14 protein-coding genes are annotated in these 16,054 nt (G+C 65.8%); 8 read left to right on the top strand and 6 right to left on the bottom strand.

Annotated features, from left to right (window positions below; genetic code table 11):
• Positions 1 to 38: 38 nt before the first annotated feature.
• From VZC37_RS23085 to VZC37_RS23055, 7 genes are all read left to right on the top strand, one after another.
• Entirely contained in the window at positions 39 to 1,337 is a 1,299-nt protein-coding gene (locus tag VZC37_RS23085; protein WP_330436210.1) for an acyl-CoA dehydrogenase family protein, read from the top strand.
• Positions 1,334 to 2,155: an SDR family oxidoreductase gene (locus VZC37_RS23080; protein WP_330436209.1), complete on the top strand. Its 822-nt coding sequence runs from the start codon at positions 1,334 to 1,336 to the stop codon at positions 2,153 to 2,155. Before VZC37_RS23085 ends, VZC37_RS23080 begins: the two co-directional genes overlap by 4 nt.
• Before the next feature lie 41 nt (positions 2,156 to 2,196).
• The gene (locus VZC37_RS23075) at positions 2,197 to 3,360 is read left to right on the top strand and encodes an acetyl-CoA C-acetyltransferase (protein ID WP_330436208.1); all 1,164 of its coding nucleotides are present in this window, start codon (positions 2,197 to 2,199) and stop codon (positions 3,358 to 3,360) included.
• A 128-nt stretch (positions 3,361 to 3,488) separates the two neighbouring features.
• On the top strand, positions 3,489 to 4,997 hold the full coding sequence (locus VZC37_RS23070; protein ID WP_330436206.1) for an aldehyde dehydrogenase family protein: 1,509 nt from the start codon (positions 3,489 to 3,491) through the stop codon (positions 4,995 to 4,997).
• Positions 4,998 to 5,078: 81 nt separating this feature from the next.
• Positions 5,079 to 5,678: a TetR/AcrR family transcriptional regulator gene (locus tag VZC37_RS23065; RefSeq protein ID WP_330436204.1), complete on the top strand. Its 600-nt coding sequence runs from the start codon at positions 5,079 to 5,081 to the stop codon at positions 5,676 to 5,678.
• A 101-nt stretch (positions 5,679 to 5,779) separates the two neighbouring features.
• Positions 5,780 to 7,660 carry an ABC transporter ATP-binding protein gene (locus VZC37_RS23060; RefSeq protein ID WP_431309477.1) on the top strand — a complete coding sequence of 627 codons (1,881 nt, stop codon included), beginning with the start codon at positions 5,780 to 5,782 and terminating at the stop codon, positions 7,658 to 7,660.
• Positions 7,657 to 9,396: an ABC transporter ATP-binding protein gene (locus VZC37_RS23055; RefSeq protein ID WP_330436202.1), complete on the top strand. Its 1,740-nt coding sequence runs from the start codon at positions 7,657 to 7,659 to the stop codon at positions 9,394 to 9,396. The genes VZC37_RS23060 and VZC37_RS23055 overlap by 4 nt, the downstream gene beginning before the upstream one ends.
• 219 nt (positions 9,397 to 9,615) lie before the next feature.
• On the opposite strand, the gene VZC37_RS23050 is transcribed toward VZC37_RS23055, so the two are convergent.
• Both VZC37_RS23050 and VZC37_RS23045 read right to left on the bottom strand, forming a co-directional pair.
• Positions 9,616 to 10,866 carry an HNH endonuclease gene (locus tag VZC37_RS23050; protein WP_330436200.1) on the bottom strand — a complete coding sequence of 417 codons (1,251 nt, stop codon included), beginning with the start codon at positions 10,864 to 10,866 and terminating at the stop codon, positions 9,616 to 9,618.
• A 188-nt stretch (positions 10,867 to 11,054) separates the two neighbouring features.
• Positions 11,055 to 11,606 (bottom strand): TetR/AcrR family transcriptional regulator, encoded by a 552-nt coding sequence (locus VZC37_RS23045; RefSeq protein WP_330436198.1) that lies wholly within the window; start codon positions 11,604 to 11,606, stop codon positions 11,055 to 11,057.
• 87 nt (positions 11,607 to 11,693) lie between these two features.
• Between VZC37_RS23045 and VZC37_RS23040 the strand changes: the two genes are divergently transcribed.
• Positions 11,694 to 12,341, top strand: a complete 648-nt coding sequence (locus VZC37_RS23040; RefSeq protein WP_330436392.1) for a lysophospholipid acyltransferase family protein — start codon at positions 11,694 to 11,696, stop codon at positions 12,339 to 12,341.
• Positions 12,342 to 12,439: 98 nt separating this feature from the next.
• On the opposite strand, the gene VZC37_RS23035 is transcribed toward VZC37_RS23040, so the two are convergent.
• Genes VZC37_RS23035 through echA20 form a run of 4 tightly spaced genes read right to left on the bottom strand, consistent with a single transcriptional unit; the run spans position 12,440 to position 15,988 of the window.
• A complete protein-coding gene (locus VZC37_RS23035) occupies positions 12,440 to 13,531 on the bottom strand; it encodes an NAD(P)H-dependent flavin oxidoreductase (protein WP_330436195.1) in 1,092 nt (363 codons plus the stop codon).
• Positions 13,528 to 14,304: a CoA-transferase subunit beta gene (locus VZC37_RS23030; RefSeq protein WP_330436193.1), complete on the bottom strand. Its 777-nt coding sequence runs from the start codon at positions 14,302 to 14,304 to the stop codon at positions 13,528 to 13,530. Before VZC37_RS23030 ends, VZC37_RS23035 begins: the two co-directional genes overlap by 4 nt.
• Positions 14,301 to 15,200 carry a CoA transferase subunit A gene (locus VZC37_RS23025; RefSeq protein WP_330436192.1) on the bottom strand — a complete coding sequence of 300 codons (900 nt, stop codon included), beginning with the start codon at positions 15,198 to 15,200 and terminating at the stop codon, positions 14,301 to 14,303. Before VZC37_RS23025 ends, VZC37_RS23030 begins: the two co-directional genes overlap by 4 nt.
• On the bottom strand, positions 15,200 to 15,988 hold the full coding sequence (gene echA20, locus VZC37_RS23020) for a (7aS)-7a-methyl-1,5-dioxo-2,3,5,6,7,7a-hexahydro-1H-indene-carboxyl-CoA hydrolase (protein WP_330436190.1): 789 nt from the start codon (positions 15,986 to 15,988) through the stop codon (positions 15,200 to 15,202). Before echA20 ends, VZC37_RS23025 begins: the two co-directional genes overlap by 1 nt.
• Positions 15,989 to 16,054 lie beyond the last annotated feature (66 nt).

Raw genomic sequence — 16,054 nt, 5'->3', positions numbered from 1 at the left:
CCAACCTAGCACTTGCTTGGTGAGTTATGCTAGCGGTCATGACCTCGATCAACCTCGCCGACCGGGCCGTCGACCTGGGTGAATGGGCGAGATCCGTGCCCGACGCGGACGAGCAGTTCGCCGTCGCGGTGCGCGAGTGGCTCGAGAAGAACCTCACCGGCGAGTTCGCCGATCTGAAGGGGCGGGGCGGTCCGGGCAGCGAGCACGAGTTCTTCGACGGCCGGCTCGCCTGGGATCGCCATCTCGCCGCCGCCGGCTGGACCTGCCTCGGATGGCCCACCCGCTACGGCGGCCGCGGCGCCACGCTCGATCAGCGGATCATCTTCCATCAGGAGTACGCGCGGGCCAACGCGCCCGCGCGGGTCAATCACCTCGGCGAGGAACTGCTCGGCCCCACCCTGATCGAGTACGGCACGGAGGAGCAGAAGCAGCGGTTCCTGCCCGGGATCGTCGACGTGACCGAACTGTGGGCCCAGGGGTACTCCGAGCCCGGCGCCGGTTCCGACCTCGCCGGGGTGTCCACGACCGCACAGCTCGACGACAGCGGTGAGCGGTGGGTCCTCAACGGGCAGAAGGTGTGGACATCGCTCGCGCATGTCGCGCAATGGTGTTTCGTCATCTGTCGCACTGAACTCCGATCCCTGAGGAGCGAGCCTGCGAGCGTCACGAAGGGTCGCCACAAGGGCCTGAGCTTCCTGTTGGTGCCCCTCGACCAGCCCGGCGTCAGCGTGCGGCCCATCCAGCAGCTCACCGGGACCTCGGAGTTCAACGAGGTGTTCTTCGACGATGCGGTCACCGACGCCGACCTCATCGTCGGCGAGCCGGGGGAGGGCTGGAAGGTCGCGATGGGGCTGCTGCAATTCGAGCGGGGTGTCTCCACACTCGGCCAGCAGGTGGGCTTCGAGCGTGAATGGCGCGAACTCGTCGACATCGCCCAGGCCAACGGCGCGGTGGACAATCCCGAGATCGCCACCCGGCTGACCCGATCGTGGATCGGACTGAAGGTCATGCGCGCCAACGCCCAGCGCACACTCGCCGGCGACATCGTCTCCGAGGCCGGCGCGGCATCGGTGTCGAAGTTGTTGTGGGCCAACTGGCATCGCGACCTGGGGGAGCTGGCGATGTCGATCGTCGGCCCACGGTCACTCCTCGGGCCCAGGCACACCGTCGAAGGCGTCGCCAACGACATCACCGACCCCGACCACGTCGAACTCGACGAATGGCAACGACTCTTCCTGTTCACGCGCGCGGACACCATCTACGGAGGTTCGAACGAGGTGCAACGCAACATCATCGCCGAGCGGGTGCTCGGCCTACCCCGGGAGGCCCGACAGTGACGGAATCGACCATCTCCCAGCAGCGCTCACCGCTGGCCGACCCGCCGGAGGAGACCCCAGGGCACGGCCTGTTGCTCGGCCGCAAGGTCGTGGTGACCGCGGCCGCCGGGACCGGCATCGGCTTCGCCACCGCCCGCCGGGCACTCCTCGAGGGCGCCGACGTCGTGATCAGCGACTGGCACGAACGCCGCCTCGGCGAGGCCCGGGAGACGCTCGCATCGGAGTTCGCCGACCAGACGGTCGGTCAGATCGTGTGCAACGTGCAGGAATCCGCCCAGGTCGACGCCCTGATCGACTCGGCCGCAAGCGAACTCGGTCGAATCGACGTCCTGGTGAACAACGCCGGCCTCGGTGGCGAGACACCGGTCGCCGACATGACCGACGACGAGTGGGATCGGGTCGTCGACATCACCCTGAACGGCACCTTCCGCGCGACCCGCGCCGCGCTGCGGTACTTCCGCGGCGTCGAGCACGGGGGAGTGATCGTCAACAATGCCTCGGTCCTGGGGTGGCGAGCGCAGCGCGGGCAGGCGCACTACGCCGCGGCCAAGGCCGGTGTCATGGCATTGACCCGATGCTCGGCGGTCGAGGCGGCCGACTTCGGCGTGCGGATCAACGCCATCGCGCCGTCGATCGCCAAGCATCCGTTCCTGGCGAAGGTGACCAGCGACGAACTGCTCGACGAACTGGCGTCGCGCGAAGCGTACGGCCGGGCCGCCGAGGTCTGGGAGGTCGCCGCCACGATCGCCATGCTCGCCAGCGACTACACCACCTATCTCACCGGCGAGGTCGTCTCGATCTCCAGCCAGCGTGCCTGACAGTCCTCACACTGCGTGACAACAGAATCGGAGTCCGGATCATGACATCGTCCACACCTGCGGCCTACATCGTCGACGCCATCCGCACGCCCGTCGGCAAGCGCAACGGGTCGCTCGCCAAGACGCACCCCGCCGACCTGGGTGCCCACATCATCAAGTCGCTGGTCGACCGCACGGGCATCGACCCCGACGTGGTGGACGACGTGGTGTTCGGTTGTGTCGATGCGATCGGCCCGCAGGCCGGCAACATCGCCCGCACCGCGTGGCTTGCCGCCGGATTGCCGTTGTCTGTTCCCGGTACGACGGTCGACCGTCAGTGCGGGTCGTCGCAACAGGCCATCCACTTCGCGGCGCAGGGAGTGATGAGCGGGACGCAGGACGTCGTCGTCGCGGGCGGTGTGCAGAACATGAGCGCCATCCCGATCTCGCAGGCCATGATCGCCGGACAGGAACTCGGTTTCACCACCCCCACAGCTGAATCCGCGGGCTGGCGGGAGCGATTCGGCGATGCCGCCGTCTCCCAGTTCAACGGTGCCGACATGATGGCCAACAAGTGGGACATCTCGCGCGAGGACATGGAGCGGTGGGCGCTGCAGTCACACGAGCGTGCTCGCGCCGCGATCGCCGAGGGCCGGTTCGACAACGAGAACGTGCCGCTCGGGGACTGCGTCGTCGACGAATGCCCGCGCGAGACGTCGATGGAGAAGATGGCCGGACTGCAGCCGCTGGCCGAGGGATCTCGGTTGACCGCGGCCGTGTCGTCGCAGATCTGCGACGGTGCGTCGGCCACGCTGGTTGTCTCGGAGAAAGCCCTCGAGGAGTACGGCCTGACCCCGCGGGCCCGTATCCACCACATGTCGGTGCGCGGCGACGACCCGGTGATGATGTTGTCGGCGCCGATCCCGGCCACCGCGTACGCCTTGGCGAAGACCGGCCTGAGTATCGACGACATCGACGTGATCGAGATCAATGAGGCCTTCGCGTCCGTCGTGCTCGCGTGGCTCAAGGAAACCGGAGCCGACCCGGCGAGGGTCAACCGCAACGGCGGCGGGATCGCCCTCGGTCACCCACTCGGCGCGACCGGCGCCAAGCTGTTCGCCACCCTGCTCAACGAACTCGAACGGACCGGCGGTCGGTACGGCCTGCAGACGATGTGCGAGGGCGGCGGCACCGCGAACGTGACGATCATCGAGCGGCTGGGGTGAGGCGGGGGCCGCATCTGAATACCCATGTGGCCAGAACGCTGTGATCTGACGCATACTAGGCTGGAACTGATGTACGAGTTCGTCTCACGACCTCGTGCGAGGCACTGGCAACGTTCGGAGGATCACTAATGACCAAACCAGCAGAGTTGCGGACGGCGGTCGGGGACCGTGTCTCGTCGGAAGCGCACACGATGACCGAGCTGCTGGAGATCCAGCGTGCTGCGTTCCTGCGTGACGGCATCCCGGACGCGAAGACCCGCATCGACCGGATCACCCGCCTGTCGTCGCTGCTGCTCGACAACTCGGAGGAGATCGCGCAGGCGCTGGAAGCCGATTTCGGGTCGCGTCCGCGCGAGCTGTCGATGGCCACCGACATCGTCGGCTGCATGATCGACCTCACCCATCAGCGACGTCACGCCGAGAAGTGGATGAAGGAGGTCAACGTCGCCAAGGGCCAGGGGTTGGCCGGCTTCAAGCAGCGCCTCCGCCACGACCCGCTCGGTGTCGTCGGCATCATGGGGCCCTGGAACTTCCCGCTGAACCTCACCTTCGTTCCCGCGGGGTCGGCGTTCGCGGCCGGCAACCGGGTGTTGATGCGCCCGTCGTCGGTCACGGCACGGACCACCGAGGTCATCGCCAAGCACGCACCCGACTACTTCTCGATCGAAGAGCTCGCGGTCATCACGAGCAAGCACGGGTCCGGGTCGGACTTCGCGAAGCTCAAGGTCGACCACATGTTCTTCACCGGCTCGCCCGAGGTCGGATCTTCGGTGGCGCAGGAAGCGGCCAAGAACCTCGTGCCGGTGACCTTGGAACTCGGCGGCAAGAACCCCGCCGTGGTCGACGTCGATGCCGACATCGACAAGGCCGCCAAGTTCATCGCCGACGCGCGCCTGGTCAACGGCGGCCAGGTCTGCCTGTGCCCCGACTACGTGTTCGTGCCCGAGGCGAAGCTCGGCGAGTTCACCGACAAGGTGATCGCGCGCTGGAAGGAGAAGTTCCCGACCATCCGCTCGAACGCGGAGTACACCTCGACGATCAACGAGAAGAACTTCACCCGCATCGTCGGACTCATCGAGGACGCCGAGCAGCTCGGCGCCACCAAGCACCAGGTCATCCCGGCGGGCGAGTCGCTGCCGGATGCCGAGACCCGCAAGATCCCGCCGACGCTGCTCACCGGGGTCAAGGCCGGCATGAAGGTCGAGGAGGACGAGGTCTTCGGTCCCGTGCTGACTGTCTACCCGTACCGCGACCTGTCGGAGGCCATCAGCCACATCAGCAGCCATCCGCACCCGCTGACCATGTACTGGTCCGGCGACGACAACGAGAACTTCAAGAAGCTCGCCGACGGCACCCGCAGCGGATCGATCAACGCCAACGACTTCGCCACCCACCTGTTCAGCCTGGAACTGCCGTTCGGCGGTGTCGGGAAGAGCGGCATGGGCAACTACCACGGCCGGTTCGGTTTCGAGACCTTCAGCCATGCCCGCGCTGTCACCGTCTCGACGCTGCCGGTGTCGGTGGCCGAGTTGATGTCACCGCCGTTCACCGCAAGCGACAAGCGGATGACCAACGGTCAGCTGAAGATGTGGGCGTTCTTCAACAACAAGGCCATCAAGAAGCTGAAGAAGCGCTGACGGTTTTCTCTCACCGGGTTCGCCCAGCTTGGCCGGGTTCGCACACCGCGGACCCGGCCAAGCGCTTGCTAGGGTAGGCCCATGGCCCCACGCAGCACCGTTCCCGGCTCCACCAGGCGAGACGAACTGCTGTCCACCGCGGGTCGGATGTTCGCCGAGCAGGGGCTGCGGTCGACCACGGTCCGTGACATCGCCGACGCCGCCGGCATCCTCTCCGGCAGCCTCTACCATCACTTCGACTCCAAGGAGTCGATGGTCGACGAGTTGCTACGGGGTTTCCTCGACGACCTGTTCTCGCGATACCGCGAGATCGCCGGGGCCGGCCTGAGTGCGGCCGAGACCCTTCGTCGACTGGTCGTCGCGTCGTTCGAGTCGATCGACGCGCAGCGCAACGCCGTCGCGATCTACCAGGACGAGGCCAAACGCCTTGCCGCGCAAGAGCGTTTCGCCTACATCGGGGAGCTCAACACCGAGTTCCGTCAGCTGTGGCACGCGGTGCTGCGGCGCGGGGTCGACGACGGCGAGTTCCGTGCCGACCTCGACGTCGAACTGGCCTACCGATTCCTGCGCGACACGGTCTGGGTGGCGGTGCGCTGGTATCGGCCGGGTGGTTCGCTGTCGGCCGACGACATTGCGCAACAGTATCTTTCGATCGTTCTCGACGGCATCTTGCCGCGCTGATCGTTTCTCGGTCGCGTCGACGGACTCGTGCGATGTCGTCCGAACGGGCTCAAACTTAGGTAACCCTTGCTCGGGTGATTCGGTGCCGATACTGTACGCACGTGACACTTGGTGCAGAGCTCGAGGACGACGCGCGGGCGACGCATGTCGCCGACCCGCCGGCCGACGACGCCGAACCGGATGTACGCGCGGAGGCCAAAGCCAAAGCCGCGGCGTTGCGCGAACTGCTCGAGCCGGTTCGTACCCGCACGCTGTTGGGGCAGGCCATCCAGCTCCTGGCGTCGGCGGCGACCGTGGTCCCGTTCATCGGCATCGTCGAACTCGGTCGCACCCTGCTCGCACCGGGCCCCGTCGATTCGGGCCGAGTGTGGCTGATCGTGCTGATCGTTGGTGTGGGACTTGCGGCCCGCGCACTGTTCGGTTTCCTGGCACTGACGGTGACTCACTTCGCGGATCTCGACCTTCAAGCGCAGCTACGGGTTCGGATCGCGGACAAACTGGGCCGTCTGCCGCTCGGATGGTTCAGTCGCACGAGTTCGGGAGCGGTACGGAAATCCGTGCAGAGCGACGTCGCCGAACTCCACTACCTCGTCGCGCACGCCAACGTCGAGGCCACGGCGGCCGTCGTCACTCCGTTGTTCGCACTCGCGTATTGCTTCGTCCTGGACTGGCGACTGGGTCTGCTCGCGATCGCCACGTTGCCGCTGTACGCGCTCGCCTATGCGTGGATGGCGCGGGACATGACCGCCCAGATGGCCCGGATGGATGCGGGTGTGGCGAAGATCAGCGCGACAATCGTCGAGTTCATCGCGGGCGTATCAGTGGTGAAGACGTTCGGTCAGGTGGGCAAGGCGCACCGACGATTCGTCGACGCAGCCGACGAGTTCAACGACGACTTCTCCGGGTACATCGGTCCGATGCTCCGCCTGGAGGCGGTCTCGTCGATATTCCTCTCCGCCCCACTGATCTTGCTCGTCAACCTCGCCGGCGGCTATTGGTTCGTCGACAGCGGATGGGTGGAGCCGATCGAACTCGTCGGCTCGACGTTGATCGCGATGGTGCTGCCGACAGCACTGCTGACGGTGTCGATGGCCGTGCACACGCGCCAGCAGGCTTCCGGTGCCGCCCAACGGATCGTCGACCTGCTCGGTGAGCCCGAACTACCGACCACCGACAGTCCGAAGTCGCCGGTGGGCCACGATGTCGTCATCGAGGACGTCGATTTCACCTACCCGCCGCGACTGGGGGTGTCGGCGGGCGTCAAGGCCCTTGACGGCGTCAACCTCCAGCTTCCCGCCGGCAGCCTGACCGCACTCGTCGGACCGTCCGGAAGTGGGAAATCCACTCTGGCAACGTTGCTGCCACGGTTCGGCGACCCCGATTCGGGGTCGGTGAGAATCGGTGGGGTTGACGTTCGTGAGATCGCCCCGTCGGAGCTCTATCGGCACGTCGGCTTCGTGCTGCAAGACGTCCAACTGCTGTCGACATCCGTGCGCGACAACATACGCCTCGGGCGGCCGGATGCGACCGACGACGACGTGTTCGCCGCCGCACGCGCTGCCAACATTCACGACCGCATCCTCGAACTGCCCAACGGGTACGACACCATCGTGGGTGTCGGGGCCCACTTCTCCGGGGGCGAGGAGCAGCGCGTCTCGATAGCGCGCGCACTCCTCGCCGACACACCGATCCTGGTCCTCGACGAGGCCACCGCATTCGCCGATCCGGAATCCGAAGCCCAGATCCAAGAGGCGATCTCGACATTGGTGGCCGGTCGGACCGTCCTCGTCATCGCACATCGCCTGGGCACGATCACGCACGCCGACAACATCGTCGTCCTCGATGGTGGCCGCGTCGTGGGGCAGGGGACGCACACCGACCTCGTGTCGGCGGGGGGCGTGTACGCCGCGATGTGGGCGAGCTATCAGGCGGGCACCACCCGACAAGACGAAGAGATCGCGCGACAGGAGGCCCGACGATGATCCGCGGTTTCTATACGATCCTCGGGCCGGAGCGTTCCCGGCTCACGGTCTTCCTGTTCTGGGTGGTCGTGTACGGAACCGCCCAGGGACTCGCGATGCTGACCCTCGTGCCGTTCGTCCGCCACCTCCTCGACGGCGACGTCGAAGCCGCGGCCGCGTGGCTGTGGCCGCTCGCCGTCCTTGTCGCCGTCGGTGCTTGTGCCTGCTACATCCAGGCCATGCAGGGAATGCGAATGGCCGTTTACAGCATGCGGATGCTGCATCACCGGCTCGGCGACCACATGGTCACCCTGCCGCTCGGCTGGTTCACCCGCGACCGTGTCGGCGACGTCTCCCAGATCGCCGTCAAGGGAACGATGTTCGTCGGCAGTACCGGCGCCCACTTCATCACTCCGGTCGTCGCGAACACCGTCAGTTCGGTGGTCGTGGTGATCGGCCTGTGCTTCTTCGACTGGCGGATCGGTGTGCTGATGATCGCCGGGGCTGTACTTCTCGCGCTGGTCGGGCGGGCGTCGAGCGCGATGCTCGCGGATGCGGAGAACCGCAAGCGCGGGGCGACCGTCGACGTCAACAACCGGGTGTTGGAGTTCGCTCGGTGCCAGGCGGTGTTGCGCGCGTTCGGCGATGCCGGCTCCCATCATGTGCCGCTGTCCGAGTCGTTGGCACAGCAGGCTCGGATCGGTAAGGCGATGATGTGGCGGTCGGTGCTGGGAATTCTGTTGAACGGGTTGTCGGTTCAGATCGTCTTCTCCGCGGTTCTCGCCTTCGGCGCCTGGCTGGCGGTGACCGACCGGATCGAACCCGCTCTACTGATCGCGATCTTCGGGCTTGCCGCCCGATTCTTCGGTCCTATCGGCGAACTCGCAGAGTTGGGCTCGACCCTTCGGATGTCGACCGACGAGATCAACCGCATCACCGGCGTTCTCGACACCGAACGAATGCCGGCACCGGACCGGCCGAAGGAACTCACCGACCACGGCCGGATCGAACTCGACAGTGTCGCCTTCACCTACGATGACAGCTCTCCGGTACTGCGGGACGTGTCTTTCGTGGCCCGGCCGGGCACGATGACCGCCCTGGTGGGACCCTCCGGATCGGGAAAGACGACGATCTTCCGGCTGATCGCACGCTTCTACGACGTGACCGATGGTGCGGTCCGCGTCGGCGGCGTCGACGTTCGCGACCAGGACACCGTCACTCTGATGAGGCAGCTTTCGCAGGTGTTCCAGGACGTCTATCTCTTCGACGACTCACTGCGCGAGAACATCCGGATCGGACGGCCGGATGCCACCGACGACGAGATAGCGGCTGCGGCCGAGACCGCCGGTGTGACCCCGATCGTCGGGCGGCTACCCGACGGATGGAACACGCGCGTCGGCGAAGCCGGGTCAGCACTCTCCGGCGGTGAACGGCAGCGTGTCTCCATCGCGCGCGCCCTGCTGAAGAACGCACCCATCGTGCTGTTCGATGAGGCCACGAGCGCCCTCGATCCGGAAAACGAAGCGCATGTCGCGGCGTCGATCCGTGCACTGGCCGACAACAGCACCGTCCTCGTCATCGCACACAAACTGTCGACGGTCGTGGCAGCCGACCAGATCGTGGTGCTCGACGACACCGGTCGCGTGGTCGACATCGGCCGCCACCACGAGTTGCTCACTCGCGGAGGCCGCTACGCCGAGTTCTGGGCACAGCGCACGGCGGCGGCCGGATGGACGATGGCCGCGTCTGGCCAATGACCCAGTCCGCCGATGACCCAGTCGGTACGACGATCGATCTTGTCGGCGCCGTCCGGTGTTGCGTACCGCGCACCGTGCCGGCCTTGTGTAGGTCGGGGTGGCGGCCGTCGGGTACGTGACACCGGTTGGTGGCGTGGGTGTTTCACTCTGTGGAGTTGTCAAGGTACGGATGCGGTCCCGACGAGGTCGGGTGCGGTCTGGGTGTTCAGAGCGTGAGGGTCAGGCTGCGCTGGGTAGGTTGTCGAGGTTCAGTGTTCGTCGGTTGTGGGCGGGTAACGGTCGCCGCTGCGGGTCGACGGCGACGGGTGGGATGAGCCAGGGGTGGTGGTCGGCGCCGATGATGACGTCCCAGCCGTTGTGGTGCACGTCGGCGTGACAGGCTGGACAGAGCAAACACCCGTTCTGCAAGGATGTTTCGCCTCCGTCGGCCCAGTGGATGATGTGGTGGGCGTGGGCTCGGGTGGCGGGTGCGCCGCATTTGATGCAGCCCTGATCGCGTACGTGCAGGGCGCGGCGCAGGTGGGCGGGGAACAGGCGCTGTTCGCGGCCGATGTCGAGGGGGACGCGTTCGCCGTCGACGATCATGGTGGTGATGCTGCTGTCACACGAGAGGCGGCGCAGGGTGGCGTCGGTGATCGATCCCATGAACTCCAGGCTCGACTGGTCGGGTGTGTCGGCGGGAACGGTCAGTAGGACTTGGGTTTTGGGTGCGGAGGCGACTCCTGCGGTGTCGATGCGGGCGGCGATGTCGAGCAGGGTGTCCAGCGCGTCGGCGTGGCGTCGCGCGGTGGTGCGCAGGTCGGTGCGGCCGTCGGGTTCGGGTCGTGGCTTACCCAACGCTTCGAGTGCGGCGGAGAGTTTTTCGCCGACTTCGACGTCGAGGCTGGCTTCGAGGTGCAGGCGGCCGTCGTCGTCGATGTGGGTGGCGAGTTCGTTGAGTTCGCGGTCTTCGGCGGCGGGCAGGCCGTCGGTGTCGTCGGCGAGTTGGTTGCCCAGGGTGCGGGCACGTTTGTCGATGTCGGCGGGGGTGGCGCCGGAGAAGTACTGTCCGAGAAGATCGGTCACGTGGTTTAGACGCAGCGTGTCGTCGATCGGTTCCGCTGATCTGCCGGCGATGTGGCTGACTCCGCGGGCGATGGCGTCGACGTGTTCGGCGGAGATGGCGCCGTCGGCGGCGTGGGCGTCCAGGGTCGGTAACGCCTCCAGCGATCCGGCGATACGCAGGAGCCGTTGGGCGACCGATGGTGCGAAGCCCATCACGATGAGCAGTTCGCGGGTGCTGCGGCCGTGGTCGCGGGCCACGCCCAGCCGTTCCAGCATGCCGGCGAGGCGGGCGGCGTGGTGGTCGACGAGGTTGCGGACGATGAGCATGAGCTGCATCGCCTCGAACGCGTCATGACCCGACAGGTCATCGACACATAGGTCGCGTAGTAGATCGCTGATGGTGGTGAGATCCCCCGAAGTTCTCATGCCTCCAGAGTACACGAACACATGTTCGAATCAAGGTGAAATGTGAAGTGGTGCAAACACATCCAGCACCTTCAGTGAACAGTGGTAGACCGTGGTGGACTGTGGTGAACAGTAGTCACATAGGTAACAGCCGTCCGCGGCGGATGTCCTCGCTCGGAGGTTGCTGCACGAGTCGCAAGATGATTGCGTCACGGTGCTCGAAGGACGCCCTCGATGAGGACGCCGAGCACTGGGCTCGGATCGACCCCGTCCGACGCGATGGCTTCCACGCTGCGCCGACTGAACATTGTTCCGAGGCCCTGTACCCCCGCCCATAGTGCGAGCGCGTGTCGTTGGTCACCGTCGGAACGAATTTCACGAATGCGAGTGCTGGCAGACACCAGCCACCCGTTCGTTGTCTGTCGCAGGTTTGCACCCGCTCCTTCGAGTAAGTCGTGGCGGGAGATCAACTCGAACATCGCGGGGCGAGCGATGGCGAAGTCGATGACGCACTTGCCGACACTGAACAACGCCAGTTGGGGGTTCGGGATAGAGAGACTGTCCTGGACGCCGACATCCAGGTCGTCGACGCCTGATCTGGCCATCGCTGCCAGCAGATGGGCATATGAGGGGAAGTGGTGTCGGGGGGCACCGTGGGAGACGCCGACCCTGGTCGCGATGAGGCGCTGAGTAAGCGACCCGATGCCCTTCTCTTCCAGGAGTTCGACACCGGCTCGGACCAGTTGCTCACGCACGTCCATGTAGACAGTGTCTAAGTAAATCGTCAGAATGTCTCCTAGACACTGTCTGGGAGGTTGTCCTTGTACTGGATTCTCAAGTGGATACTCATGGGGCCGGTAGTCCGTTGGTTTGCGCGGCCTGTCGTGAGCGGGGCATTGCCTGAGGGGCCAGTGGTACTCGCACCAAACCACCTCGCGGAGATCGACTCACTCGTACTGTGCGCGGCATTGCCCCGGCGACTGACGTTTGTTGCGAAGAGCGAGTACTTTGCCCGCGACGGCGCGGGAGCCTGGTTCTACGGGACGCTTTGTCGACTGACTGGCCAGATTCCGATCCGGCGGGAGGGCGTTGGTCGCGCGGACGTAGCCCTCGCGACGGCGAGTGGAATCCTCCAGCGCGGGAGAGTGTGGGCGATCTATCCAGAAGGCACACGCTCCCCCGACGGTCGTCTGTGGCGCGGACGGACTGGCGTAATGCGGGTCGCGTTGCAGGGGAATCACCCAGTCGTGCCTGTTGGTATCGTCGGTACCCGATCGATCAATCCGCGGGGCACGCGAGGCTGGCGCCGCGGTCGGGTCGAGATTCGCATCGGTGAGCCGTTGAAACTTGCGAAGTGGTCCGAGTCTTCGACGGACCCTGCATCTTGGCGTGAGGCGACCAACGAACTGATGGCAGCGATCCAGGAGCTCACGGGTCAGGAGTACGTGGATCGGCACTCGAGTGCCCGCGAGCGGGCTCGGCGTGGCGCTGCATAGAACGTGTTACTGATCGCGTCAACCAACCGCTGGCCGTGCGAGTGACTAACCTCGGGAAGGACGTCATATCTGGATGACTCCGCCAGTGATCGTCCGACTCACCCCAGCGTGCCGAGTGCCTTCAGCCGGTCGTGCGCCTGCGTCATGATCGATTGGACGAGCTGGTCACAGGTCGGTAGGTCGTCGATCATGCCCACCACCTGCCCGGACGCCAGCACGCCGGCGCGGGTATCGCCTTCGACGAGGCCGGCTTTCAGCAACATGGGGGTGTTGCCGGCCATGATCACCTGCTGCCAGCTGCGCTCGCCGGACTTGCGCATGGTACGACCGTCGCGGAGCATCGTGGTCCACTTCATGCCGGTCATCTGCTTGAACTCGTTGGCATTTCGGGCCGCGGCGATCAATGCCTTGGCCCGACTGCCGCTCTCGAGCGCTTCCACCAGTGGGGTGCGCAGCACTCGGTGCGGCATCCCGTCGACTTTGACCGACACCACGGTGTCGCCCAATCCGCGCTGCAGGTATTCCTGCTTCACGGCGTCAGGGACGGCGCTATCGGAGGTGAGCAGGAACCGGGTCCCCATCGCGACTCCCTCGGCGCCATAGGACAGTGCCGCCACCAGGCCACGACCGTCGAAGAATCCGCCGGCCGCCACCACTGGCATGTCGATGCCTTTGGCCGCCAACGCATCCAGGACCGACGGCAGCAGCAGCGTGGTGGCGACCGGTCCGGTATGCCCGCCGCCCTCGCCGCCCTGCACGATGACGGCGTCGGCACCCCATGACGCCACCTTCACGGCGTGCTTCGCCGCGCCGATGGACGGGATCACCACGACCCCGTTCGCTTTCAGCTTGGCGATGAGCTCCTGCTTCGGTGCCAGCGCGAACGACGCCACCCGCACGCCCTCGCGGATCAGCAGGTCGATTCGCTCCGGCGCGTCGGTGGCATCGGCCCGGATGTTGACCCCGAAGGGCTTGTCGGTCAATGACTTCGTCTTGGCAATGGCCGCCTCGAGTTCGTCGTAGGTCATCGTTGCCGAGGCGAGGATGCCCAGTCCGCCCGCGTTGGAGGTGGCCGACGTCAATGCCGGCCCCGACACCCAGCCCATTCCGGTCTGGACGATCGGGTACTCGATGCCGACCAGCTCGGTGAATCGGGTCGACAGACCGGCGGCCCGGGCAGCAGAGGTCACTTCACTTCTCGATTCCGCACGCCCTTGGGGTCGAGAACGTCCCGGATCAACGTCAGTTCCTCCTCGGACGGCAGACGTGTCGTCGGGGCGTCGGCGAGTCCGGCGATCTCGAAGCCCGTGTTCTCGGCGACCTCGTCGGCGGTGACGCCGGGATGTAGGGAGCGTGCCCGCATGGTGTGGTCGGGGCCGTCGAAATCGAAGATGCCCAGATTCGTCACGACCCGGTGGATGTTCAGGTCGCGGAAGGCCGGATTGTCGGGATCGACCTTGTCATAACCGATCCCGGACACGATGTCGACGGTTTCGGTGAACACCCGCGGCGAGTGGCGGGCCACCCAATAACTCGTCGGATGGTTGATCGTGTTCCCGGGCGCGCCACGCACACCGAACATCTGACGTGTCGGCTGCTGCAAGGGGCCGAACGCCGACAGGTTCTGATTGCCGAAGCGGTCGATCTGGTTGGCGCCCATCACCACATGCCGGCGACCCGAGGCGACGACGTCGAACACTTTGCGGAACGGCATCCACCCCTCGATCGGCCCGGACTTGCCGATGGGTGGGGTGTCGGCGAGGATCAGCGCCTCGCCGTCGGTGATCAGCAGATCGGGTTCCGTGGTCAGCCGGGCCAGGCGCGCACCGATCAGGGGTGTCGGTGCCATCGGCGATGCCATGATCTCGCCTGCACCGGAGAAGATCTCGGCGCACGCGACCACGCAGATCTCGGCGCGGGTGATGGTTTCGACAGGCTCAACCGACGGGGAAGTGGTGCTCATTTCTGCTCCTCCTGCTCGCCCTGCCATTCGGTGACGGCGTGCTGGTAGTCGGCCTCGTCGACCTCGAGGAATCGTTTCGAGAACGCGGCCCAGGTCTCCGGGTCCTTGGCCGATTCCACATAGAACTGCTGGAACTTCTCATCACGGCCGTATTCACCCGCAAACGTGAAATGCGCACCGTTCGGTGCGTGGACGACGCGGTCCACGTTCATCCGGTTGAGTAGCATGCGTTGCGTTGGAACAGTTTTCACCAGCACCTCGGTGGACACGAGTTGGTCGGTCTCCAGGTACCTGCGTTCGGCGGCGGCGCAAAAGATGTCGTCCATGTACGGGTCGACGCCCGTGTATGCGGCGTTGCCGCGGCTGTCGGCCAGATCGAGATGCACGAACGCCGCATCGAGACGCAACGCGGGCATCGCGATCAGCGTCTCGGTCCGGCCATCGGCCGCCGGATACGGGGATGTGACGGTCTTGAGCTCGCCCTCCCAGAAGTTCGGCACGTCCGAACCGAGGCCGGCGCGGATGGGCAGGAACGGAACCCGGGAGGCTGCCGCCTCGAGTCCGCACTTGACCATGCCCTCATCCATCTCACGTGCCTCGAGGGTTCCCGAGGTGCGGGCCTTGGCGAACCACGGATCGTAGAACGGGGCCGAGTCCAGCGACACGAAGCCGTAGTAGGCACGCCGGACCTTGCCTGCCGCGCACAGCAATCCGAGGTCGGGCCCGCCATAGGTCACCACGGTCAGATCCTTGACGTCGGAGCGGGCCAGCGCGCGGACGAGGGCCATCGGCTTGCGGCGTGAACCCCAGCCGCCGATGCCGATCGTCATCCCGTCGCGCAGTTCGCCGATGACGTCGTCGAGGGAACTGGTCTTGTCGGTCGGTGTCGCCGCCATCAGGGACGTCCTCCATTGCTGTTCGAGCCGGCGGTGTCGAGGGCCTTGCCGGTGGAGACGAACGCGTCACGGTGTTCGTCGGCCACACCGGCCAGATTGAGTTCGAAGGTGAAGCCCTGCTCGAGTCGGTAGCTGCTCTTCACGTCGACCGGATCGATGTGGTTGATGGCTTCCTTCGCGGCGCGGATCACACGGGTGTCCTTGGTGGCGATCTTCTCTGCCACGTCCATCGCCGTGTCGAGCAGTTGATCGCGCGTGACCACCCGGTACACCGAACCGAAATGCTCGAGCTGCTGAGCGGTCACATTCTGCGCGGTGTAGTAGAGCGTGCGCATCATGTGTTGCGGGACCAGCCGTGCCAGGTGTGTGGCCGCACCGAGCGCGCCGCGGTCGACCTCGGGCAGTCCGAAGACGGCGTCGTCGGATGCGACGATGACGTCGGCGTTGCCGACCAGACCGATCCCGCCGCCGACGCAGAACCCGTTCACCGCGACGATCACCGGGACCTTGCAGTCATAGACAGCGGAGAATGCTGAGGCACATCCGCGGTTGGCGCCGATCAGGGCGTCGAAACCCTCGGTCGCCTGCATCTCCTTGATGTCGACGCCTGCGTTGAACCCGCGACCCTCGGCTCGCAGGATCACCACGTGGGTGGACATGTCCTCGCCCGCAGCGGTGACGGCGTCGGCCAGCTCGAACCAGGCCGCGGACGGCAATGCGTTTACCGGCGGGTAGTCGACGGTCACCGTCACGATCCCGCTCTCGGTGCGTGTCGTGGTGATCGGCACACCTGCTCCTCTCGGGTACTCAACCGCAACCAAGCAAGTGCTTGGTTGTTTGGTAGGGTAGCACTC

It is taken from the genome of Gordonia sesuvii (assembly GCF_036350415.1).
In the GTDB taxonomy this organism is placed as follows: Bacteria; Actinomycetota; Actinomycetes; order Mycobacteriales; family Mycobacteriaceae; genus Gordonia; species Gordonia sesuvii.
Note: the sequence above shows the minus strand (reverse complement) of the source record. Positions and strands in the feature narration are given on the sequence as shown.